Genomic DNA, 21,608 nt, shown 5'->3' on the forward strand with positions numbered 1-21,608 from the left:
CGGGCATTCTGAAAACCGGGCCACCCGCGCTACGCGCGCGGAGGGGCCTTCTGCCCGATCGTCCCGTCTGAGAGCGCGGGGCCGGTTACTGTAATGGCGGCGCGCACTTGGGGGCCATGGACGATAACCCGGTGAAGTATCTCCAAATCCCCGTATGGCATGCGCGCGGGGCCATCGGTGGTCGCGGATGCTGGTCGTCTTCCGGGTGTCCCCCGTATGGCGCGCGTGGGGGTCATCCGTGAGCGCTCCGGCTGCGGCGATGATCAGTGGAAATCCCGGCTCGGGAACAGGTGTTTGGCCTGTTCGCGGGGGTGGCGGGCGGAGGGGCGGGGCGCGGCGTCGGCCTGTGGGGCGGTTTCGCCCACCATCGCGCCCAGCGGGTGCCCGAGCGCCGAAAGCCGCTCCGACAGATCCTCGATCCGCTCGGCGATCACATGGACGACCCGGCCTTCTTGTTGCAGCCGCCCGGTCACGCGCAGAAGCCGACCGCCCATCACCTCGCGGCGGAAGCGCGCATAGACCTTCGGCCAGACGACGATGTTCGACACACCGGTCTCGTCCTCCAGCGTCAGGAACACCACGCCCGAGGCGGTGCCCGGCCGCTGCCGGGTGATGACCAGCCCCGCCACCGCCACCCGCCCCGGCGGGGTCGCGGTCAGCCGGTCCTGCCGCCCCGGCGGAACCGATGCCAGCCGGTCGTGCACCCCCTCCGGCGGGGCCAAGGCCAGCCGGTCCTGCACCACCCCCCGCTCCGGCGGAATCGTGGCAAACCGGTCATGTCCCACCACTCGCCCCGGCGGAACCGATGCCACCCCCTCCGGCGCGACCATGGCCAACCGGTCGCGCATCCGCCCCCGCGCGGCGATGGCCAGCCCGTCCTTCACCCCCTCCGGCGCAGCCGTGGCCAGCCGGTCATGCGGCACCACCGGCCCCAGCCCGGGGCGCAGGAGTTCCATCGGATGGGCGCGCAGCGTCAGGCGGGTGGCGATGTAATCCTCGACCACCTCCTCACCCAGGTGCATCGCGGGCAGCGATACACGGGGTTCGCGCAGCCCCTCGCCATCCAGCGGGTCCGAGAACAGCGGCAAGGGCGCGGGCGCCCGGATCGCCCGCACCGCCCAAAGCGCATCGCGCCGGGTCAGCCCCTGCCCCGCGAAGGCATCCGCCTCGGCCAGACGCTCCAGCACGGCGGGCGCGATCCCGGCGCGCAGCCACAGGCTTTCGGGATCGGGGTAACCATTGCCGCGCGCCGCCACGATCCAATCGGCATCCTGTTCGCGAAAGCCCCTGACCTGCCGGAACCCCAGCCGCAGCGCGAGCCGCCCATCCCCGCGCCGTTCCAGCCCGTTGTCCCAGCCCGAATGGTTCACGCAGACCGGGCGCACCTCTACCCCATGGTCGCGCAGATCCCGCACCAGCTGCGCGGGGGCGTAAAACCCCATCGGCTGGCTGTTCAGCAGCGCGCAGGTGAAGATCGCCGGGTGATGCCGCTTCAGCCAGGCGGAAACATAGGTCAGCAGCGCGAAGGCCGCGGCATGGCTTTCGGGGAAGCCGTAATCGGCGAACCCCTCGATCTGGGCGAAACATTGCGCGGCGATGTCGGGGCTGTAGCCGCGCCCGGTCATGCCGGTGATGAAGCGCTCGCGCTGTAGCCCGATCGTCCCCATCCGCCGGAAGGACGCGAGCGAGCGGCGCAGCTTGTCCGCCTCCTCCGCCGAATAGCCCGCGCCGACCACGGCGATCTGCAACGCCTGTTCCTGAAACAGCGGCACGCCGAGGGTCTTGCGCGTGATCGCCTCCAGCGCGGGGCCGAAGGGTTCGGGGAAGTCCAGCCCCTGGCGGCGGCGGATATAGGGCTTGACCATGCCGCCCTGAATCGGGCCGGGGCGGACGATCGCCACCTCGATCACCAGGTCGTAGAAGCTGCGCGGCTTCATCCGGGGCAGGAAGTTCATCTGCGCCCGGCTTTCGACCTGAAACACCCCCACCGCATCGGCGCGGCACAGCATGTCATAGGTGGGGGCGTCATCTTGCGGCACCGTGGCGATGCGCAGCGCCGGACCCTCGTGCCGCGCGATCAGGTCGAACGCCTTGCGGATGCAGGTCAGCATGCCCAGCGACAGGATGTCGATCTTCAGGATCCGCAGCGCGTCGATGTCGTCCTTGTCCCATTCGATACAGGTCCGCGCCGCCATCGCCGCATTCCCGATCGGGCACAGCGCATCGAGCCGCCCGTCGGTGATGACGAAGCCGCCGACATGCTGGCTCAGGTGGCGCGGAAAGCCGATGATCTCGCCGATCAGCCGGATCGTCAGGCACAGGCGCGGATCGTCGGGGTTCAGCCCGGCCTCGCGCAGCCGTTCGGGCTCCACACCCCCGTTCGAGATCCCCCAGACCTGCCCCGCCAGCACCGAGGTCACATCCGCCGACAGCCCCATGACCTTGCCCACCTCGCGGATCGCGGCGCGGGAGCGGAAATGGATCACCGTCGCGCAGAGCCCCGCGCGTTCGCGGCCGTATTTCTCATAGATCCACTGAAAGATCTCCTCGCGCCGCTCATGCTCGAAATCCACGTCGATGTCGGGCGGCTCGCCGCGGTGGCGGGAGATGAAACGCTCGAACACCATGCCGATCATGTCCGGGTCCACATCGGTGATGCCGAGCGCCCAGCAGATGATCGAATTCCCCGCCGAGCCGCGCCCCTGGCACAGGATGCCGCGCGCCCGCGCCTCGGCCACGATGTCGCGCACCGTCAGGAAATAGGGCGCGTAGTTCAGCTCGCCCACCACCGCCAGTTCCTTGGCCAGCAGGTCGCGATACCGCTCCGGCACGCCCTGCGGGCAGCGCGCGGCGATCCCCTCCCGCGCCAGCCGCTCCAGCCGGTCCTGCGGCGCGCCGCCCTCCTTCGGGTAGTCATAGCTCAGATCGCTGAGGTCAAAGCTGATCCGGTCGGCGATCTCCACCGTGCGGCGCAGCGCGGCCGGGTAGGCGCGAAACAGCCGCGCCATGTCGGCCCGGCCCTTCAGCCGGTGTTCCGCATTGCGCAGCGCGCGGGTGCCGATCCGGTCGATGGTCAGCCCCTCGCGCAGGCAGGTCAGCACATCGGCCAGCGGGCGGCGCGCGGCGCGGTGCATCAGCACATCCCCCACCGCGACCATCGGCGCCGAAGCCCAAAGCGCAAGGCCCGCGCAGGCGGCGAACCATGCCTGATCCGTGCCGTCATAGCGCGGCACCGCGCCGGTAAACACCTGCCCCGGAAACCGCCGCTGCATCCGGGCGATGACATCCCCCGCGCGGGCGTCAATGCGGGCATCCCCCGCAGGAGCGCCTTCGCCCTCGGGGGCACCGGTGCGGATCTCCCCCGCGCCACTTCCCGCGCCCGCGCGGACCTCTGCGCAGACACGACCCTCTGCACCCGCGCCGTCATCTCCGCCATCCGCATCCGCTCGGACCTCCGCAGGCCCGTCCCCGGCGTCCCTGCGGGTATCAGCCCCCGCTCCTTCGCGGGGCGCCGCATCGCCGGGGCCGCCCCCGCCGTCCATCCACCCGGCGCCCTTGTGGACGCCCTCCGCCCCCCGGGGCGGCAGCGCGATCAGGATCATTCCCTGCGCCGCGCCGGCCAGATCGCTCAGGTCGAGATCGCACCCCCCCTTCTCCGCCCGCCGCTTGCCCAGCGTCAGAAGCTGCGACAGGCGCTGATAGGCGGGCTTGTCGATCGGCAGCGCCAGCCATTCGACATCGGTATCGCGCAGCACGATCCGCGCCCCCACGATGAGCTTCGGCAGGGTGCCGGGGCCCGAAGGACGGGGGCCCAATGTTTCCGCGACCGGCCCGGTGAACACAGTGCCCGGCGCGCCCGGCCCCCCCGACGAAGGGCGGGCGGACAAAGGGCAGGCAGGCGCTGCCATGGCGGGCACAAGGTCCGGCGAGGTCCGGCCGTCCCCATCCGCCCCATCCACCCCGGAATGACGCTGGAACCACCCGGCCTCCTCCCGCAGGGTCTTCAGCGCCGACCACGCCCGCACCACCCCGGCGAGCGAATTGCGGTCGGTGATGGCGATGGCGCGCAGGCCCAGTTCCGCCGCCCGCAGCACCAGTTCCTCGGGGTGCGAGGCGCCCGTCAGGAAGGTGAAATTCGTCGTCACCCCCAGTTCCGCATAGCCCGTCACGCGAATTCCCCCTGCACGAACCAGCGCGGATCCTGCGGCGTGAAGAACAGCCACAACCGGCGGCCCTGTATCGTGTCGATCCGCCAGTAGTCGCGCAGGCCATAGGGGTCGGGCGGCTGCCACCACTCGGGCGCGATCCGCTCCGGCCCGGTCGCGCGCCCCGTGGTCAGCCACATCCGCCGCCAGCGCAGGCTGCGCGGCGGGTGGCCGGTGACCTCCACCCGTTCGGGCGGAAACAGGACAAGGGGCCGGTGCGCCCGCCGCGGCCAGACCGGCACCGGCGCGGCACCGGGCGCCCTGATGGCAGGCCGGGCTGGGGCAGCCGATCCGGCACCGGGCACAGGGGATGCTTTCGCGCCACGTTGAGCAGCGCCGCCGAAAACCGGAACCGGGGGGCCCCCCGGCCCGGGGGCCCCCGGGGCGATGGCACCCCGCTGGCGACAGGGCCCGGGGGAACCGGCACGGCGCCGGATGAGCAGGCAGAGACAGGCATGGCGCCCACGCCCCCGGGCCCGGGGGGGACGGCAGCCCCGGCAAGCGGAGCGGCCCCCGGCGCCTTGGGGGCGGAACCGCCGGGCGGTTGGTCGTCCCGATCGGACACGCGGGCATAACCCGGGGTGGCGGGCAAATGGGCAAACGATCGTTGCGGCAGGTGGCCCCTTGTCGCGGACACGCGGGCAAAGCCCTTTTCGGGGATGTGGCTGTCACGCGGCGCGAAACGGTGGATGTTGTCCAGCCCGATCCGCGTGCCGATCCGGGTGATCAGCGCGTCGATCCGCTCGGCGCGCGCCGCCTGCCCGCCGATCTGCACCGGCGGCATCGGCTCGACCACCACCGCCTCCAGCCGCAGCTGATCAATGCCGAAACCCGCGTCGACCCCCTCCACCCCGCGCGCAAAAAGCGGCGCGATCCGGGCCGGGTCGCGCATCGGCGCCGCCAGCCGCAGGGGCAGGTCGAGCGCCGCATGATCCACCCGGCGCAGGGTCAGGCACAGGCTCCGCGCCCCCACCTCCTGCGCCCGCAGCCCTGCGCACAGCCGATCGAGCAGCCGCAGCAGCCCCGCGTTCAGGTCCGAGACCAGGCCGATCGGTTCGGGCAGGGTCAGCCGCACGGCATGGCGCGGCGGCTCGGCGCCCGGAGAAACCGCCTCGGGCAAATGGCCCAGGGCGCGGTCGAGCTGATCCAGCAGCCCCTGCCCGAACCGGCGCGCAAGCGGCGCCCGCGCCGCGCCCATCACATCGCCGATCCGGCGCAGGCCCAGCCGTTGCAGCGCGGTGTCCACCTCGGGCGCGATCCGCAGCGCAAAGACCGGCAGCGGGGCCAGCGCCGCCGCGAGCCCCCCCACCGGCGCCGCCCCGCCCCCGGTATGCGCCAGCGCCCAGGCCCCGCCCCGGGTATCGGCCAGCCCGATCCGCACCGAAAACCCCGCCCGCGCCAGCCGCCCGGCCATATCGGCACAAAGCGCCTCCTCGCCCCCCAGCAGATGCGCGGAACCGGTGATGTCGAGCACCAGCCCGTCGCGCCCCTCGACGCCCACCCAGGGGCAATAGCGCAGCGCCCACCGCCGCAGCGCCTCCTGCATCTGCCGGTCGGCGCGCGGATCCGCCGGGCGCACCACCAGCGCCGCGCAAAAGGCCCGCGCCTCGGACAGCGGCATGCCGATGCGCAGCCCCGCCGCCTGCGCCGCACGGTTCAGGTCATAAAGGCTGTCCGCGTTGCCCCGCCGCTGGCTCAGCGCGAAAGGCCCCGTCACCGGCCACAGCCGCTGAACCCGGTCCGCCGCGAACCGGGGAAACCACATCGACACGATGCGCCGTCCGGTTCCAGCGAACATGCCACACCCCCATAGTTCCCGATTTGTTCTTGATAATTTCCCAACGCATCAGAGTCGAGTCCGCAAATACCGGCGCGCAGTGCCAGCGCGTTTCGGCCGCGTTCGAGCCCATGCCCTCGGGGATCAGGCACAGCCCGGTGGTGCCGCCCGCCTTCGCCGCCAGTTGCAGCCGCCGCCCCTCGCGCAGGGTCAGGGGCTTGGTGATCTCGACCACCACCAGCGCGAGGCAACCGTCCCTCAGCGCCTCCTCGGCCACGGCGAGGCTGTCCACCTCCGTCGCCGCCTCGGTCAGCAGCAGATCGGTGGGGCAGCAGAATTCGGCCATCCCGTCGGGGCAAAGCGCATCGCCCACCCCGCGCACCCGCCCCCACAACGCATCGCCCCCCTGCCCCAGCTGCGCCAGCGCAAAGGCCACACGCCCCGGCCCGCAGGCTTCGTGCACGCGGCCCGGCAGCAGGGTGGGGAGATTCGGTGTCGGACTCATGACGCCAGCATAGCAGAACAAACAGGGAATACACGGGGCATGGAGAGCATTCACCCGTCCCGGCGCCACAGTGAAAAGAGGTGCCAAGGCAGGCGATGTCCCACGTCAGGACGCGCCATCCGCGTCCGTGTCATGGCAGGTCTTCCCATCCGCCCCTTTTCTCGCGCTGTCCATCGCCGCCAGGGGAACACCCCCCATCGCCCGCCGGGCACGCGGCGAAAGGCCGAATTCGCGGCGGAAGGCGCGGGTCATCGCGCTGGCATCGCGGTAGCCGCAGCGGGTGGCGATCTCGGCCACGGACATGGTGGATTGCTCGACCAGCCGTTTCGCCTCGCGCAGCCGGGTCGCGAGGTACAACTGCCGCGGGCCAAAGCCGAAACGGTCGCGGCAGCGCTGTTCGAACGCCTTGCGCGACAGGCCCAGCCGCGCGGCGATTTCGCCGATCGGCAAGGGCGTCTCGATCGTGCGGCGCATCAGCGAGACCGCCGCCTCCGGCACCTGCCCCGGGCGGCGGAACGCGCCCGGCGGGGCCTCGCCGTGCATGAACAGCGCCGCTACCTCCAGCCGCAGCATCGCGCCGTGATGCGCCTCGATCAGGTCGAGGATCAGTTCAAAGGCCGTGGTGGTGCCGCCGCAGGACAGGATGTCGCCGTCATGCACCACGCGATCCTCGACCACGGTCACATCGGGGAAGCGCTCGGCCAGATGGGTGATTTCGTCCCAATGGATCGTCACCCGCCGCCCCGAAAGCAACCCCGCCGCCGCCAAGAGCCACGCCCCGGTATCAAGCCCCACCAGCGTGCCGAACCGCCGCCGCGCCGCCCGCAGCGCCCGCGCGCAATCGACCGTGGCATGGGACAGGAAATCATAGCTCGGCATGACAAAGAGGTAATCCGCCCCCGCCTGCGCCGCCATCGCCGCCGTCTGCACGGTCAGACCGCTCGACGACGTGACCGGCCCACCGTCAAGGCTCAGATACTGCCATTCATAAAGTGCCCGCCCGGACAGCATGTTCGCCGCGCGCAAAGGCTCGACCGCATTCGCAAGGCAATGGTTGGAAAACGCGCGGAACAGCAGCACGCCCACCTGACGCGGCCTGTCGGAAATTTTCCGGTTCTGCATGATATTCGCCCCGATCTGCATGATGGTGTTGTCGCGCAGGTTCCATGCTGAGCGCAAGCCACAGGGGAATGCAGCATGAATTTCGGACTGACCGGGGAACAGGAGATGATCGTCTCCACCGTCCGCAGCTTTGTCGAGAACGAGATCTACCCGCATGAGGCGCTGGTCGAGCGCACCGGCGAAGTGCCGCACGAACTGGGCGAGGAGATCAGGCGCAAGGTGATCGACCTTGGCTTCTATGCCGCGAATTTCCCCGAAAGCGTGGGCGGGCCGGGGCTGAGCCATGTGGATTTCGCGCTGCTGGAACGGGAACTGGGGCGCGGGTCGATGGCGCTGACGCATTTCTTTGGCCGGCCGCAGAACATCCTGATGGCCTGTCAGGGCGAGCAGATCGAGCGCTACCTCCTGCCCGCCGTGCGCGGTGAAAGGATGGACGCGCTGGCGATGACGGAACCCGATGCCGGGTCGGACGTGCGCGGCATGAAATGCACGGCGCTGCGCGATGGCGGCGACTGGGTGGTGAACGGCTCGAAGCATTTCATTTCGGGCGCGGAACATGCGGATTTCTTCATCGTCTTCGTCGCGACGGGGGTGGATGACACGCCGAAGGGGCCAAAGAAGCGGATCACCTGTTTTCTGGTCGATCGCGGCACGCCGGGGTTCGAGGTCCGGCCCGGCTATGCCTCCGTCTCGCATCGCGGCTACAAGAACTGCATCCTCTATTTCGACAATTGCCGCCTGCCGGATACGCAGGTGCTGGGCGTGGTCGATGGCGGGTTCGATGTGATGAACGAATGGCTTTACGCCACGCGGATCACCGTCGCGACGATGTGCGTCGGCCGGGCGCGGCGGGTGTTCGACATGGCGGTGGATTACGCGGCGCAGCGGCAGCAGTTCGGCCAGCAGATCGCGAAGTTTCAGGGCGTCGGGTTTCAGATCGCCGATATGATCACGGAAATCGACGCGGCGGACCTGTTGACGCTATCCTCCGCCTGGCGGCTGGATCAGGGGCTTCCGGCGAACCGGGAAATCGCCTCGGCCAAGGTCTATGCGTCTGAAATGCTCGCGCGCGTGACCGACCGGGCGTTGCAGATCCACGGCGGGATGGGGCTGATGGACGAATTGCCGATCGAGCGGTTCTGGCGCGATGCCCGGGTCGAGCGGATCTGGGACGGCACATCGGAGATTCAGCGCCACATCATCAGCCGCGAAATCTTCCGTCCGCTGGGGGCCTGAGATGGAGCCCTTGCAGCGGCTGTTCATGCCGAAATCCGTCGCGGTGATCGGCGGCGGCGCGTGGTGCGCGGCGGTGATCCGGCAATGCCGCGCCACCGGCTTTACCGGGCCGATCTGGCCGGTGCATCCCACGCGGGCGGAGGCGTTCCGGTCGGTGGCCGACCTGCCCGGCGTGCCGGATGCGGCCTTCGTCGGGGTGAACCGGGAACTGACCGTGAGTGTCGTGGCGGAGCTGTCGGCGATGGGCTGCGGCGGGGCGGTGTGTTTCGCGGCGGGGTTCCGCGAGGCGTCAGTGGAACTCGCCGATGGCGCGGCCTTGCAGGAAAGGCTTGTCGCCGCTGCGGGCCGGATGCGCATTCTGGGGCCGAACTGCTACGGTTTCGTCAATGCGCTCGACCATGTGTCGCTCTGGCCCGATCTGCACGGGCTGGTGCCGGTGGAAAGCGGGGTGGCGATCGTCGGGCAGTCGTCGAACGTGCTGATCAACCTGACGATGCAGCGCCGGGGCCTGCCGATTGCCGCCGTGATCGCGGCGGGCAATCAGGCGCAGGTGTCGATGGCCGACATCGGGCGGGCGATGCTGGATGACCCGCGCGTCACCGCGCTCGGCCTGCATATCGAGGGGCTGACGGACCTGCCCGCCTTCGCCGCGCTGGCGGCCCATGCGGCGGATCTGCGCAAGCCGGTGGTGGTGCTGAAGGTCGGCCGTTCGGCGCAGGCGCAGCAGGCGGCGGTGTCGCATACCGCCTCGCTCGCCGGGTCGGATGTGGGGGCGCGGGCGCTGTTCGCGCGGCTCGGCCTGTGGCAGGTGGACAGCCCGACGGAACTGCTTGAGGCGCTGAAGATCGCCCATGTCACCGGGGGGCTGGCCTCGGCGCGGGTGGTGTCGGCGTCCTGCTCCGGGGGGGAGGCGTCGATCATCGCGGATCTCGGCCTCGCGCAGGGGGTGGCGTTCCCGCCGCTGGGGCCCATGCAACAGGCCGATCTGCGCGCCGCGCTCGGGCCCAGGGTCGCGCTGGCGAACCCGTTGGATTACAACACCTATATCTGGGACGATGGCCCGGCGCTCGCGCGCACCTTCGCGGCGATGCTGGGGCCGGATGTGGCGCTTGGCTGTGTCGTGCTGGACTATCCCCGGGCGGAGATGCCCGCCCCCGCCTGGGACAAGGTGCTCGACGCCGTGGCGCAGGTGCGCCGCGATACGGGGCACCCGATGGCGATCGTCTCGCTGATGGCGGAGGGGCTGCCCGAGGCGGCCTGCCGCCGGTTGGTGGCGGATGGCGTCGTGCCGCTGTGCGGGATGGCCGATGCACTGGCCGCGATCCGCGCGGCGGCGACGCCGCCCGGCGGGGCCGCGCCGCTGCTGCCGCTCCCCGGCGGCCCGGCGCGGGTGGTGGGAGAGGCCGAGGCGAAGGCGCTCCTTGCCGCCCATGGCCTGCCCGTGCCGCGCGCGCGGCGCACCACGGACCCGGCGGCAGTGGCGGCAGAGATCGGCTTTCCGGTCGTGCTCAAGGGCGAGGGCATCGCGCACAAGACCGAGGCCGGGGCGGTGGCGCTCAACCTGCGCGACGCAGGCGCCGTGGCGCGGGCCGCCGCCACGATGCCCGCGCAAAGCTTCCTCGTCGAGGAGATGGTGACCGGCGGCATCGCCGAACTGCTGATCGGCGTGATGAAGGATCCGGCGCATGGATTCGTCCTCACCCTCGGGCTGGGCGGGGTGCTGACGGAACTCCTGCGCGATACGGTTTCGCTCATCGTGCCCGCTTCGGAGGCAGATCTGCGCGCGGCGCTTGGTCAATTGCGGATCGCGCCGCTGCTGAACGGCTATCGCGGCAAGCCGGGGGTTGCGCTTGATGCGGTGATCGCCGCCATCATGGCAGTGCAGGCGTTCGTCACCGCCCATGCGGCGGCGGTCGAGGAAGTGGAGATCAACCCGCTGATCGCGACGCCCGAGCGCGCCGTGGCGGCGGATGCGCTGATACGGATGGGAGGGACCGAATGATCAGGACGGAACGCAGGGGCGCGGTGTTCGAGGTCACGCTCGACCGGCCCAAGGCGAATGCCATCGACCTTGCCACCAGCCGCGTGATGGGCGAAGCCTTCACCGAATTCCGCGACGATCCCGCGCTGCGCGTGGCGATCATGACGGCGGCGGGCGAAAAGTTCTTCTGCCCGGGATGGGATCTGAAGGCCGCCGCCGCGGGCGATGCGGTCGATGGCGACTATGGCAAGGGCGGCTTTGGCGGATTGCAGGAGTTGCGCGGGCTGAACAAGCCGGTCATCGCCGCCGTCAACGGGATCTGCTGCGGCGGCGGCTTCGAGCTCGCGCTGAGCGCGGACATCATCCTCGCCGCCGATCACGCGACATTCGCCCTCCCCGAAATCCGGTCGGGCACGGTGGCGGATGCAGCCTCGATCCGGCTGCCGAAACGCATCCCCTATCACATCGCGATGGAGATGCTGCTCACCGGGCGCTGGTTCGACGCGCAGGAAGCGCATCGCTGGGGCGTGGTCAACCGGATCCTGCCCGCCACGGAGTTGATGGCCGCCGCCCGGGCGCTGGCCGATGACCTCGCCGCCGGCCCGCCCCTCGTCTTTGCCGCGATCAAGGAAATCGTGCGCGAGGCGGAGGACATGAAGTTTCAGGACGCGATGAACCGGATCACCAAAAGCCAGTTCGAGACGGTCGAGCGTCTGTATCGCTCGGAGGATCAGATCGAAGGCGCCCGCGCCTTTGCCGAGAAACGCGATCCGGTGTGGAAGGGGCGATGAAGGCGGCGATCATCGGCGGCGGGCTGATCGGCGGCGGCTGGGCCGCGCGGTTCGTGCTCAACGGGTGGGATGTGGCGGTGTTCGACCCCGCACCCGATGCCGCGCGCAAACTGAACGCGGTGCTGGAAAACGCCCGCCGCACGCTCCCCGCGCTATACGACCGGCCCCTGCCGCCGAAGGGGCGGCTGAGCTTCACCGATCTGCCGGGCGCCGTCACGGGCGCCGATTGGGTGCAGGAAAGCGTGTCGGAGCGGCTTGATCTGAAACACCGGGTCTATGCGGACATCGCCGCTGCGACGGCGGCGCCGATCGGGTCGTCCACCTCGGGCTTCAAGGCGTCCGAGCTTTCGGCGGCGGGTGTCGCGGTGACGGTGGTGCATCCGTTCAACCCGGTCTACCTGCTGCCGCTATGCGAAATCAGCGGCACGCCCGAGGCCAGCGCCCATGCGGCCGAACGGGTGCGCGGGATCGGCATGCACCCGCTGATCCTGCGCAAGGAGATCGACGCCTTCATCGGCAACCGCTTTCAGGAGGCCGTCTGGCGCGAGGCGCTGTGGATGATCCGCGACGGCATCGCCACCACCGCGGAAATCGACGACGCGATCCGCATGGGCTTCGGCCTCCGCTGGGGCCAGATGGGCCTGTTCGAAACCTATCGGATCGCCGGGGGCGAGGCGGGGTTCGCGCATTACCTCGCGCAGTTCGGCCCGTCGCTCGCCTGGCCCTGGTCGCGGCTGACGGATGTGCCGGAACTGGACGCGGCGCTGGTCAACCGGATCGTCGAACAGTCGGACGCGCAATCCGGCGGGCGCAGCATCGCCGAGCTCGAACGGCTGCGGGACGACACTCTCGTGGGTTTCATCCGCGCGCTGCGCCACAGCGGCACCGGCGCGGGCGCCACGGTGCGCAACCACGAAACCAGCCTGACAACAGGGGAGACACCATGACCGATGCCGAACGCCTTGCGCGCGAAGAACTGGCCGCCTGCTACCGGCTGGCCGCGCATTACCGCTTCACCGACCTGATCTATACCCATATCACCGCGCGGGTGCCGGGCGAGGACGGGCATTTCCTGATCAACCCCTATGGCCTGCGATGGGAGGAGATCACGGCCTCGTCGCTCGTCAAGATCGACGTCGAGGGCAACAAGGTCGGCGACAGCCCCTATCGGGTGAATCCGGCGGGCTTCACCATCCATTCCGCCCTGCATATGAACGTGCATGAGGCGGCGTGGATCATGCACACCCATACCCGCGCCGGGGTGGCGGTGTCGTGCATGGAGGAAGGGCTGCTGCCGCTCAACCAGATTGCGTTGCAGTTCTTCGACCGCATCGCCTATCATGATTTCGAGGGCATCGCGCTCGACCACGCGGAACGCGAACGGATCGTGGCCGACCTGAAGGGCTGTCCGGTGATGGTGCTGCGCAACCACGGGCTGATCGCCACCGGGCGCAGCGCGGCGGAGATGTTCAACAACATGTTCTACCTGGAACGGTCCTGCGAAATCCAGATCGCCGCGCTCTCCACCGGCCGCCCGCTGCGCGCCATCGGGCCGGAGATCGCGCGCCATGTCGTTGCGCAATATGCGCAGATGAATTTCGATGATGGCGACCTGTTGCTGGAATGGCAGGCGCATCTGCGCACGATCGAAGGTCTGGGCACCGATTACCGGGCCTGAAAGGAGCACGAGATGATAGAATCCGAAACCGGCGTGCTGCGCGATGTGCTGCTGTGCCGCCCCGACCATTACGAATGGATCCCGTCGAACGACATCGCGCGCCGCGCGCTGGATGCCGGGAAACAGGCGGATCCGCAGGCCCTGATGGCGCAATACAGCGAGATGGAATCCGCGCTGGACGATGCCGGGGTCGCGCGCCATTACCTGAGGCCGACGGCGGGCCTGCCCTATCAGATCTACACCCGCGACAGTTCGCAGATGACCCCCTGGGGCGTTCTGATCACCCAGATGGAGCGCCCGCAGCGGCGCGGCGAGCTGGGGGAGATCCTGTCCTTCTACGAAGCGCAGGGCATCCCGCGCTGGAAGGTGGCCAGCGCCGGGAATGTCGAGGGCGGCGACATCCATGTCATCGGGCGGGGCCTGATGGCGGTGGGCTATTCCGGCGGGCGGACAGAGAAATCGGGCGCCGAACAACTGTGCCGCTGGTTCCGCGATCAGGGGTGGGAGGCGATCGCCGTGCCCTTCGCGGAACATTTCCTGCATCTCGACGTGATCTTCTGCATGCTGAATCAGGAGGTCGCGGTGGCCTGTGTGGACGTCCTGCCGGACGACTTCCTCGACTGGCTCGCCGCGCATGGGATCCGCACGATCCCGGCAAGCTACAAGGAGGCGATGCACCAGATGGCCTGCAACGTGCTGGCCCTTGGCAATGACCGGATCATCAGCCCGCATCACTGCAAACGGATCAACGCCGCGCTGCGGGCGGAGGGGTTCACGGTGCTGGACCCGAACCTCGACCAGTTCGCGACGGGGGGCGGCTCGATCCATTGCATGACGATGCCGCTCCGGCGCGATCCGCTATAGCTCGCGGCGGATCCAGTCGAGAAACGCCGCCGCCGGGGCCGTCAGCCCCCCGGCGGCAGGCAGCGCCCAATAGCCCGCGGGCACCCTCACCTCCGCCGCATAGGGCCGGATCAGCCGCCCCGCCCGCAGCGCCGCCCCGCAGGTCAGGCTGTCGCCAAGACACAGGCCCAGCCCCGCCTCCGCCGCCGCATACATCGCCAGCAGGCCCTGAAACCGCACCCCGCCCGAAGCCGCCTGTGCCTCCGCCCCGGCCGCGCGCAGCCAGCCCGCCCAATCGTCGCGGTTGTTCAGATGCAGCAGCATCCCGGGCGTCAGGTCTCCGGGCGCCGGGCGGCCTTCGGCTTCGTAGAACGCCGGCTGCGCCACCGGGAAAAAGGCCACGTCCAGCAGATGCACCGCCTCCGGCCCCGGACGCGGGCCGAAGGTGATGGTCAGGTCCGCCTGCGCGCGCGGATCCTCCGCCGCGATGCTGCGCAGCGTCAGCGACACATCCGGACAGCCGCGCAGAAACCCGCCCAGACGCGGCGCGAGCCACGTCACCGCCAGCCCCGAGGCACAGGCGACCTCCAGCGGCCCGCGCGCCTGCGCCACCCCGCGATGCGCCGCCCGCAGCGCCTCAAGCCCCGGCCGCACCGCCGCCAGATACCGCCGCCCCTGCGCCGTCAGCACCACCCCCCGCCCGGCGGGCTCGGTCAGGGCAAAGCCCAGCCGATCCTCCAGCCTTCAGCTTGTGGCTCACCGCGCTCTGGCTCAGGTTCACCGCCCCCGCCGCCGCGCGCACCGATCCGGTGCGGGCCAGCGCATCCAGCGCCTCGATCGCGGAAATCGGCGGGAGAGTCATGCAGGATTTGCACCTTTATACGCCATTAATGCCATTAGACATGAAAATACCGCATTCGTAAACTCCCGGCATCGCAACCCGGAGATCAGCATGGACGCCAGTTTCTCGCGCCGGAAACTTCTCGACCCCGAAGAACTGCGGGCGCTGAATCAGCGCTCCGACCTGCGCGGCTGGATGCAGCTTGGCTCGCATCTGGGCGCGATCGCGCTGGCCGCTGCCGCCCATGCCTGGGTCATGGGAACGTGGTGGGTTGTGGCAACGGGCTTCGTTCTGGGCGTGCTGATCAACTTCCTTTACGCCGGGCAACACGAACTCTCGCACGGATCGGTGTTCAAGACCCGCTGGCTGAACGCATTCTTCGGCCGGATCATCGGCTTCGTCATGATCTTCCCGCGCGATTACGATCTGGTCATGCACTCCGCCCACCACCAATGGACGCAGGATTGGGAGCGTGACGGCGAACTGGTGCGCGAACCCTATACGCTGACCACCTATCTGCTGTGGCTTTCGGGCGTGACCTATTGGCGCAACCGCGTGGCCGGGGTGATCCGGCGCGCGCGGGGGATCATCGTCGAACCCTATATCAAACCGGCGCAGGAGGCGATGATCATCCGCGAAAGCCGGATCCATCTGGCGCTGTATGTGGCGATCATCGCGGTGTCGGCGGCCTTCGGCAACTGGGCGTGGCTGACGTTCTGGATCGGGCCCATGCTGCTCACCAAGCCCGTGCATCAGTTGCAGAACACCATCGAACACCTCGGGCTCAGCCATGAGGCCGATATTTTCGAGAACACCCGCTCGACCCGCACCAATGCGCTGTTCCGCTGGCTGTGCTGGCAGATGCCCTATCACACCGCGCATCACACCTTCCCCTCGGTGCCGTTCTGGAAGCTGCGGGACCTGAACGCGAAGATCGAGGCGAAGGCGGGCACGGTCTGGCGCATGGGCTGGATCGAATTCCAGATCGAGGTGATCCGCAAGCTGCGCGCCAAAGACGAAAGCCAGTATCCGATGAACGAGGTCTGGGTCGTGCCCGTGCGCGGCGGGCGGCGGATCCGGGTGGCGGCGGAATGAGGGCGCTGCGCGTCTACACCTCCCTTTGGGCGATGCAGCCGCATGACCAGACCGGGGTGAAGCTGCCCTATGAGCAGGTGGTCGAGATGGTCGCCGGGGCGGGGTTCGCGGGGATGGCGCTCGATAGCGGCGCGGCGCCGATGGCCGATCTGAAGCGGATTCAGCCGATGATGGCGCGGGCCGGGCTGCGGCCGTTTCTGGTGTCCTTCCCGCAGACCATCGCCGCGCTGCGCGACGATCTGCGGCTGGCAAAGGACTGGGGCGCGCCCTTCGTCGTGGTGATCGGGCAGGTGATGCCGCTGACGGTCGCGGGCATGATCCCCGTCATCCGCGCCTGGATCGAGATGTCGGAACAGGAAGGCATGCCGATCCTGTTCGAGACGCATCGCAACTGCATCACCAACGACCTCTTCACCACGCTGGTCCTGCTGGATGCGATCCCGGAAATGCGGATCTGTGCGGACCTGTCGCATTACATGGTCGACCGGGAATTCTGGTATCCGCTTTCGGCGCGGGACATGGGGCTGATGTCGCGGGTGCTGGCGCGCTCGGACAGCTTTCAGGGCCGGGTGGCCTCGCGCCAGCAGATCCAGTTGCAACTGGATTTCCCGCAGAACCGCAAATGGGTGGACCTGTTCAGGGGCTGGTGGCGCGAAGGCTTCGCGGGCTGGCGCGCGCGCAATGCCACGGGGGAGTGCGTGTTTCTGTGCGAACTCGGGCCTCCGGAATATGCGATGACCGGCCCCGATGGGCGGGAAATGTCGAACCGCTGGCAGGAATCCTTGACGATCAAGTCCTGGGTCGAACAGATCTGGCAGGAGATGGACCGCCAGGAGGACAGATGACGGACAGGATTCTGGGGGTCTACCTCAGCGCGGATCACGATCTGAAGGCGCATTACGGCGCGGCCTTCGCGGCGCAGGGGCCGGATGTCGCCGTGCTCTCGCCCGAAGAGGTCACCGACCCGGCGCAGATCCGCTTTGCCGTGTGCTGGATACCCGCGCCGGGGGCGTTCGACGCCTATCCCAACCTTGGGATGGCGAGCGTCGTGGGCGCCGGGGTGGACGGGCTTCTGGGGCGGCCGGACCTGCCCGATATTCCCGTCTGCCGGGTGCGCGACCCGGCGCAGGGGGCGCAGATGGCGGGCTATGCCCTGCACGAAATCCTCCATGTCGCGCGCGGGTTTGGCCGGATGGCGGCGGCGCAGGCGCGGGCGGAATGGGCGCCGGAACCCGCGCCCCCTGCCCCCCGGGTGGCCGTTCTGGGCAATGGCAGCATGGGCGCGGCGATCGTGCGCAGCGCGGCGACGCTGGGCCTGCCGCTCACGGTGGCGGCGCGGTCGCGGCCTGTGGATCCGGTGCCGGGGGTGCGCTATGTCACCGGCCCGCTGAGCGCGGCGGTGGCGGGCGCGGATTTCGTCGTCAATGTCCTGCCGCTCACGCCGGAAACCCGGGGCGTGCTGAACCGCGACCTGTTCGCGCGGATGGCGAAGGGCGGCTGGCTGATCCAGATCGGGCGGGGCGAACATCTGGTCGAGGCCGACCTGACCGGGGCGCTGGACAGCGGCCAACTGGCCGGGGCGACGCTCGACGTCTTCGCGCGCGAACCCCTGCCCCCCGGCCATCCGTTCTGGCACGACCCGCGCCTGCGGCTGACGCCGCATGTCGCCTCGTCCTCGGCGGCGGATACCACGGCGGAGCAGATCGCGATGTCGGCGCGGCAGTTGCGCGACGGCCAGCCGCTGAGCCTCGCCATCGACCGTGCCCGGGGCTATTGAGCCGCAGGGCCCGCATCCCCTCGATCCAGGCCCTGCGGCAAGAACGCACATCAGGCGTCGCGCTCCGCTTCTAGCCGCGCCCGCAGCACCGCCAGAACCCGTTGTGCCGCGGCCAGGTCCTCGGGCGCCATACCCTCGGCCAAGGCCGCGACCCGGGGGGTATAGGCAGCAATCGCCGCCTCATAGGCCGCCCGCCCCTTTTCGGTCAGCACCACCAGATGCGCCCGTTTGTGATGCGGGTTGGGAGCGAATGCCACAATCCCCTCGCGGTGCAGATCGTTGACGATACGCTGCACATTCTGCCGGTTCGCCCCCAGATCGCGCGCCAGCCACGCCACCGGCTGCGGCGCCTCCGACAGCGCGATGGCACCCAGGATCTGCCAGCGCGCACTGCTCAACCCAAAGGGCGCAACCAGCCGGTCCCCCCACAGCAGCGTGAGGTTGTTGGCCCGAAACAGGCTCAGCAGAAGTGCGGTCAGGGCGTCACCCGCGCTCATTTGTCACCACCCATCGTTATTGACACCATCATGTCAAACATCCATATCCAGCGTAACAAAATGACACCATGGTTACAACGGAAAGGCTCCGCCATGCCCCGGATCGTCCACCCCATCGCCGGCCTGATCGCGCTCGCGACCATCGCAACCTTCTGGATTTCGACGGCGATTTCCGAACTCTTCCTCTCCGGGGCCGCCGTGGTGGCGGTCAAGACCGCGATCCCTTGGGGCTTTGTGCTGCTGGTTCCGGCAATGGCGGCCACGGCGGGTTCGGGCCTGTTCCTGGCACAGGGGCGGCGCGGCGGGCTGATCGGGGCAAAACGGCGGCGGATGCCCTTCATCGCCGCCAACGGCCTGCTGATCCTGATCCCGGCGGCGCTGTTTCTGGCCGCCCGGGCGCGGGCGGGGGTGTTCGACACCCCCTTTTACGCCGTGCAGGGCATCGAACTGATCGCGGGGGCGGTGAATATCGTGCTGCTTGGCCTTGGAATGCGCGACGGATTGCGGCTCACCCGCAAACGGCGCCTTTCCTGAGTGCCGCATTTCATGGAGCGCCCCCGGCAGGACTGCGCATTCGGCGGGCGCTTTCGGTCTGATGACCTCCGTTTTCTGACCGCGCGGACAGGTTTCATTTGCCATGCGGTTTTCTTCTTCCCTAGCCTGTCATGGCAACCAAGGGAGACCCCGCGCGTGACAGCCCCCGCCCAGATCGAAGCCTGGAAGATCTGCAAGACCTTCGGCACGTTCAAGGCGCTCGACGATATTTCGCTGAAGGTCGCGAAGGGCGATTTCCTGTCGCTGCTCGGGCCTTCGGGTTCGGGCAAGACGACCTTCCTCACGCTGCTGGCCGGGTTCCACCTGCCCAGTTCCGGATCGCTCATGCTGAACGGGCAGGAGGTCACCCGGATGCCCCCCCGGGCGCGCGGCTTCGGCATGGTGTTTCAGGGCTATGCGCTGTTCCCGCATCTGTCCGTTGCCGACAACATCGCCTTTCCGCTGAAGGTGCAGCGCCGCGCCGCCCCGCAGATCCGCGCCCGCGTGGCGGAGATGATCGAGATGGTCGGCCTTTCCGGGCATGGCCAGAAGAAGCCCGCGCAACTTTCGGGCGGGCAGCAGCAGCGCGTGGCGCTGGCGCGCGCATTGGCCTGTGAGCCGCCGGTGCTGCTGCTCGACGAACCCTTCTCGGCGCTGGACAAGAACCTGCGCGGGCAGATGCAGGACGAATTGCGCCGCCTGCACCGCGAACTTGGCACCACCTTCGTCTTCGTCACCCATGATCAGGAGGAGGCGCTGGCGCTTTCCACCCGGATCGCGATCTTCAACCACGGCACGCTGCAACAGGACGGCCCGCCGGAAGAGATCTACACCCGGCCAAGCAACCGCTTCGTCGCCGAATTCCTGGGCGAAATCAACATACTGGACCCGGATGCCCCGGTGGAACGGCCGCCCGGCACCGGCCAGCTTGCCGTGCGGCCCGAAAACATGCGCCTGACCCGCCCGGGCGAGAGCCGCAACCAGCTTCCGGTGACACTGGTCGAGCGGGTCTATCTGGGCGCCGACAGCCGGTTGCACCTGCGCACCGCCACCGGAACGCCCCTCACCCTCACCGTCGCCAGTTCCGCGCCGGCGGCCCCCGGGGCGGAGCTTCTCGTCGGCTGGGAGACGGAGGACTCCTTCCTCGTCTGACACCGCCTTTACCAATCATAACGACAGGGACATCGGATGAACGGCCACCACCAGAAAGACTGCATCGACCTCCTGCGCGAACGCCATGCGGCGGGGAAGATTTCCCGCCGGGTGATGATGCAGGGGATGGGGCTTTTGCTCGGCACTTCGGCGCTTCCGGCCTTCGCGGCGGGCAAGGAACTGGTTTTCGTCAACTGGGGCGGCGATGCGATCACCGCGATGTCGGCGGCCTTCGGCGAGCCCTTCACCCGGGACACCGGCGTCGTGGTGAAATTCGACGGCTCCGGCCCGACCGAAGGCGCCATCACCGCACAGGGCGAAAGCGGCCATCCGACCTGGGACATGGTGGATTGCGACCCCTTCACCGGGCAGGCAATGGGCAAGAAAGGCTATATGGAGCCGATCGACTTCACCATCGTCGATCCCGCAAAGATCCGCCCGGGGTTCCAATGGGAATATGCCTCCTCGACCTATTTCTTCTCCTTCATCATCGCCTATTCGAAGGAAGCCTTCCCGGACACCGCCCCCACCGGCATGGCGGATTTCTTCGACGTGGAGAAATTCCCCGGCAAGCGGTCGATGTACAAATGGGGCTCCGGCATGTGGGAGGCGGCGCTTCTGGCCGATGGCGTGGCGCCCGCGGACCTTTACCCGCTGGACATCGAACGCGCGCATAAAAAGATCGCATCGTTCAAGGACAATATCGCCGCCTTCTGGGGTGGCGGGGCGGAAAGCCAGTCGCTCCTGATGGATGGCGAGGTCACCATGGCGCTGATCTGGCACACCCGCGCGAAGGTTCTGCATGACGATACCGAGGGCGAGATCACCTTCGTCTGGGATCAGGGCATCCTCGGGCCGGGCTCGACCGGCGTGATGAAGAACAACCCCGGCGGCAAGGATCTGGCGATGCAGTATATCGCCGCCAGTCAGGCGCCCGAGCGGCAGGCGAAGCTGTTCGAGCTGATGGCCAACGGCCCCGCGAACCCGGCGGCGGATGCGCTGATCCCGGCGGATCTGAAATTCTTCAACCCGACCGATCCGGAGAACCTGAAGAAGCAGATCGTGCTGGATATGGCCTGGTACGAGGAAAACTACAGCGCCGCGCTGGATGCCTGGCTGCAACTGATCTCCGCCTGAGCCGTGCCGCTTCGGGGGGTCTCGGGGACACTGCGGAGACCCCGTGATCGTCACCTCACGCTACCCCCTCGCGGGCACCCCACCCTTCTGCGGGGATGCCCCTGCCCTTTCGGGGACGGCTGCCCCCACCCTTCGGGAACGGTCCCCCCGGGTGGCCCCGCCCTTCCCCCCGGGGGGCCGGTTCCCCGGCCTCCCCCTCGGGCGGGCCTGTCCCCGGGCCCGCCTTCCCGGGACGGCGCCCCCGCCCGCCACCGCCCCTTCGGGCCGTGGCCCCGGCTTCCCGGGACGGCGCATCCGCCACTCGGGCCGTGGCCCCCGTCCCTCCCGGGACGGATCCACCCGCCGCCGCCCCACCGCGGCGGCCCCCGTCGCCGCCCACGGGTGGCCCCGCCGTCCGCCCCTTCGGGGGCGTCCCTGCCCGCCGCTTCGGAGGTCCG

The 21,608-nt window shown here is 69.1% G+C and carries 19 protein-coding genes and 1 pseudogene; 12 read left to right on the forward strand and 8 right to left on the reverse strand.

All coding sequences use genetic code 11. The features are described 5' to 3' along the window. Nucleotides 1-263 precede the first annotated feature (263 nt). From QM789_RS05470 to QM789_RS05490, 5 genes are all read right to left on the reverse strand, one after another. The gene (locus tag QM789_RS05470; RefSeq protein WP_420350956.1) at nucleotides 264-4,169 is read right to left on the reverse strand and encodes an error-prone DNA polymerase; all 3,906 of its coding nucleotides are present in this window, start codon (nucleotides 4,167-4,169) and stop codon (nucleotides 264-266) included. Continuing rightward, nucleotides 4,166-4,345, reverse strand: coding sequence for a hypothetical protein (locus QM789_RS05475; protein ID WP_420350957.1), 180 nt, complete (start codon nucleotides 4,343-4,345; stop codon nucleotides 4,166-4,168). The genes QM789_RS05470 and QM789_RS05475 overlap by 4 nt, the downstream gene beginning before the upstream one ends. Continuing rightward, on the reverse strand, nucleotides 4,336-5,970 hold the full coding sequence (locus QM789_RS05480; protein WP_420351151.1) for a Y-family DNA polymerase: 1,635 nt from the start codon (nucleotides 5,968-5,970) through the stop codon (nucleotides 4,336-4,338). Before QM789_RS05480 ends, QM789_RS05475 begins: the two co-directional genes overlap by 10 nt. Then, a complete protein-coding gene (locus tag QM789_RS05485) occupies nucleotides 5,867-6,487 on the reverse strand; it encodes an ImuA family protein (RefSeq protein ID WP_420350958.1) in 621 nt (206 codons plus the stop codon). Before QM789_RS05485 ends, QM789_RS05480 begins: the two co-directional genes overlap by 104 nt. A gap of 105 nt (nucleotides 6,488-6,592) precedes the next feature. Continuing rightward, on the reverse strand, nucleotides 6,593-7,609 hold the full coding sequence (locus QM789_RS05490; protein ID WP_420350959.1) for a GlxA family transcriptional regulator: 1,017 nt from the start codon (nucleotides 7,607-7,609) through the stop codon (nucleotides 6,593-6,595). Nucleotides 7,610-7,684: 75 nt separating this feature from the next. Here QM789_RS05490 and QM789_RS05495 point away from each other — a divergent pair, with 75 nt between their 5' ends. The 6 genes and pseudogenes from QM789_RS05495 to QM789_RS05520 all read left to right on the forward strand — a co-directional run bounded on the left by QM789_RS05495 (nucleotide 7,685) and on the right by QM789_RS05520 (nucleotide 14,159). Beyond that, complete coding sequence (locus QM789_RS05495; protein ID WP_420350960.1) at nucleotides 7,685-8,845, forward strand: acyl-CoA dehydrogenase family protein; 1,161 nt, start codon at nucleotides 7,685-7,687, stop codon at nucleotides 8,843-8,845. Nucleotide 8,846: 1 nt separating this feature from the next. Then, complete coding sequence (locus tag QM789_RS05500) at nucleotides 8,847-10,847, forward strand: acetate--CoA ligase family protein (protein ID WP_420350961.1); 2,001 nt, start codon at nucleotides 8,847-8,849, stop codon at nucleotides 10,845-10,847. Continuing rightward, entirely contained in the window at nucleotides 10,844-11,617 is a 774-nt protein-coding gene (locus QM789_RS05505; RefSeq protein WP_420350962.1) for a carnitinyl-CoA dehydratase, read from the forward strand. Before QM789_RS05500 ends, QM789_RS05505 begins: the two co-directional genes overlap by 4 nt. After that, a pseudogene (locus tag QM789_RS05510) lies at nucleotides 11,614-12,543 on the forward strand (3-hydroxyacyl-CoA dehydrogenase NAD-binding domain-containing protein); the annotation flags it as partial. The gene QM789_RS05505 and the pseudogene QM789_RS05510, both read left to right, overlap by 4 nt. 17 nt (nucleotides 12,544-12,560) lie before the next feature. Continuing rightward, nucleotides 12,561-13,295 (forward strand): class II aldolase/adducin family protein, encoded by a 735-nt coding sequence (locus QM789_RS05515; RefSeq protein WP_420350963.1) that lies wholly within the window; start codon nucleotides 12,561-12,563, stop codon nucleotides 13,293-13,295. 12 nt (nucleotides 13,296-13,307) lie between these two features. After that, nucleotides 13,308-14,159 carry a dimethylarginine dimethylaminohydrolase family protein gene (locus QM789_RS05520; protein ID WP_420350964.1) on the forward strand — a complete coding sequence of 284 codons (852 nt, stop codon included), beginning with the start codon at nucleotides 13,308-13,310 and terminating at the stop codon, nucleotides 14,157-14,159. On the opposite strand, the gene QM789_RS05525 is transcribed toward QM789_RS05520, so the two are convergent. Both QM789_RS05525 and QM789_RS05530 read right to left on the reverse strand, forming a co-directional pair. Then, nucleotides 14,154-14,828, reverse strand: a complete 675-nt coding sequence (locus QM789_RS05525) for a LysR substrate-binding domain-containing protein (protein WP_420350965.1) — start codon at nucleotides 14,826-14,828, stop codon at nucleotides 14,154-14,156. The two genes, QM789_RS05520 and QM789_RS05525, sit on opposite strands and share 6 nt — an antisense overlap. Then, nucleotides 14,776-15,000 (reverse strand): helix-turn-helix domain-containing protein, encoded by a 225-nt coding sequence (locus QM789_RS05530; RefSeq protein WP_420350966.1) that lies wholly within the window; start codon nucleotides 14,998-15,000, stop codon nucleotides 14,776-14,778. The genes QM789_RS05525 and QM789_RS05530 overlap by 53 nt, the downstream gene beginning before the upstream one ends. Nucleotides 15,001-15,090: 90 nt before the next feature. On the opposite strand from QM789_RS05530, the gene QM789_RS05535 reads away from it, so the two are divergent. Genes QM789_RS05535 through QM789_RS05545 form a run of 3 tightly spaced genes read left to right on the forward strand, consistent with a single transcriptional unit; the run spans nucleotide 15,091 to nucleotide 17,851 of the window. Then, complete coding sequence (locus QM789_RS05535) at nucleotides 15,091-16,074, forward strand: fatty acid desaturase (RefSeq protein WP_420350967.1); 984 nt, start codon at nucleotides 15,091-15,093, stop codon at nucleotides 16,072-16,074. Beyond that, on the forward strand, nucleotides 16,071-16,919 hold the full coding sequence (locus tag QM789_RS05540; RefSeq protein WP_420350968.1) for a sugar phosphate isomerase/epimerase family protein: 849 nt from the start codon (nucleotides 16,071-16,073) through the stop codon (nucleotides 16,917-16,919). Before QM789_RS05535 ends, QM789_RS05540 begins: the two co-directional genes overlap by 4 nt. Beyond that, nucleotides 16,916-17,851: an NAD(P)-dependent oxidoreductase gene (locus tag QM789_RS05545; protein ID WP_420350969.1), complete on the forward strand. Its 936-nt coding sequence runs from the start codon at nucleotides 16,916-16,918 to the stop codon at nucleotides 17,849-17,851. Before QM789_RS05540 ends, QM789_RS05545 begins: the two co-directional genes overlap by 4 nt. Before the next feature lie 50 nt (nucleotides 17,852-17,901). Here QM789_RS05545 and QM789_RS05550 read toward each other — a convergent pair whose 3' ends face one another. Further along, entirely contained in the window at nucleotides 17,902-18,348 is a 447-nt protein-coding gene (locus QM789_RS05550) for a MarR family winged helix-turn-helix transcriptional regulator (protein WP_420350970.1), read from the reverse strand. A gap of 93 nt (nucleotides 18,349-18,441) precedes the next feature. Here QM789_RS05550 and QM789_RS05555 point away from each other — a divergent pair, with 93 nt between their 5' ends. The 3 genes from QM789_RS05555 to QM789_RS05565 all read left to right on the forward strand — a co-directional run bounded on the left by QM789_RS05555 (nucleotide 18,442) and on the right by QM789_RS05565 (nucleotide 21,171). Continuing rightward, entirely contained in the window at nucleotides 18,442-18,882 is a 441-nt protein-coding gene (locus QM789_RS05555; RefSeq protein WP_420350971.1) for a hypothetical protein, read from the forward strand. 156 nt (nucleotides 18,883-19,038) lie between these two features. Continuing rightward, complete coding sequence (locus QM789_RS05560; protein WP_420350972.1) at nucleotides 19,039-20,034, forward strand: ABC transporter ATP-binding protein; 996 nt, start codon at nucleotides 19,039-19,041, stop codon at nucleotides 20,032-20,034. A gap of 36 nt (nucleotides 20,035-20,070) precedes the next feature. After that, complete coding sequence (locus QM789_RS05565) at nucleotides 20,071-21,171, forward strand: ABC transporter substrate-binding protein (protein ID WP_420350973.1); 1,101 nt, start codon at nucleotides 20,071-20,073, stop codon at nucleotides 21,169-21,171. Nucleotides 21,172-21,608 lie beyond the last annotated feature (437 nt).

It is taken from the genome of Paenirhodobacter sp., assembly GCF_047600745.1.
GTDB lineage: Bacteria > Pseudomonadota > Alphaproteobacteria > Rhodobacterales > Rhodobacteraceae > Rhodobacter.

Excerpts from the sequence above, each read along its gene's own strand:
- QM789_RS05475 (WP_420350957.1), bottom strand. The coding sequence starts at position 4,345 with ATGTGGCTGACCACGGGGCGCGCGACCGGGCCGGAGCGGATCGCGCCC.
- QM789_RS05480 (WP_420351151.1), bottom strand. The coding sequence starts at position 5,970 with ATGTGGTTTCCCCGGTTCGCGGCGGACCGGGTTCAGCGGCTGTGGCCG.
- QM789_RS05485 (WP_420350958.1), bottom strand. The coding sequence starts at position 6,487 with ATGAGTCCGACACCGAATCTCCCCACCCTGCTGCCGGGCCGCGTGCAC.
- QM789_RS05490 (WP_420350959.1), bottom strand. The coding sequence starts at position 7,609 with ATGCAGAACCGGAAAATTTCCGACAGGCCGCGTCAGGTGGGCGTGCTG.
- QM789_RS05495 (WP_420350960.1), top strand. The coding sequence starts at position 7,685 with ATGAATTTCGGACTGACCGGGGAACAGGAGATGATCGTCTCCACCGTC.
- QM789_RS05500 (WP_420350961.1), top strand. The coding sequence starts at position 8,847 with ATGGAGCCCTTGCAGCGGCTGTTCATGCCGAAATCCGTCGCGGTGATC.
- QM789_RS05505 (WP_420350962.1), top strand. The coding sequence starts at position 10,844 with ATGATCAGGACGGAACGCAGGGGCGCGGTGTTCGAGGTCACGCTCGAC.
- QM789_RS05515 (WP_420350963.1), top strand. The coding sequence starts at position 12,561 with ATGACCGATGCCGAACGCCTTGCGCGCGAAGAACTGGCCGCCTGCTAC.
- QM789_RS05520 (WP_420350964.1), top strand. The coding sequence starts at position 13,308 with ATGATAGAATCCGAAACCGGCGTGCTGCGCGATGTGCTGCTGTGCCGC.
- QM789_RS05530 (WP_420350966.1), bottom strand. The coding sequence starts at position 15,000 with ATGACTCTCCCGCCGATTTCCGCGATCGAGGCGCTGGATGCGCTGGCC.
- QM789_RS05535 (WP_420350967.1), top strand. The coding sequence starts at position 15,091 with ATGGACGCCAGTTTCTCGCGCCGGAAACTTCTCGACCCCGAAGAACTG.
- QM789_RS05540 (WP_420350968.1), top strand. The coding sequence starts at position 16,071 with ATGAGGGCGCTGCGCGTCTACACCTCCCTTTGGGCGATGCAGCCGCAT.
- QM789_RS05545 (WP_420350969.1), top strand. The coding sequence starts at position 16,916 with ATGACGGACAGGATTCTGGGGGTCTACCTCAGCGCGGATCACGATCTG.
- QM789_RS05550 (WP_420350970.1), bottom strand. The coding sequence starts at position 18,348 with ATGAGCGCGGGTGACGCCCTGACCGCACTTCTGCTGAGCCTGTTTCGG.
- QM789_RS05555 (WP_420350971.1), top strand. The coding sequence starts at position 18,442 with ATGCCCCGGATCGTCCACCCCATCGCCGGCCTGATCGCGCTCGCGACC.
- QM789_RS05565 (WP_420350973.1), top strand. The coding sequence starts at position 20,071 with ATGAACGGCCACCACCAGAAAGACTGCATCGACCTCCTGCGCGAACGC.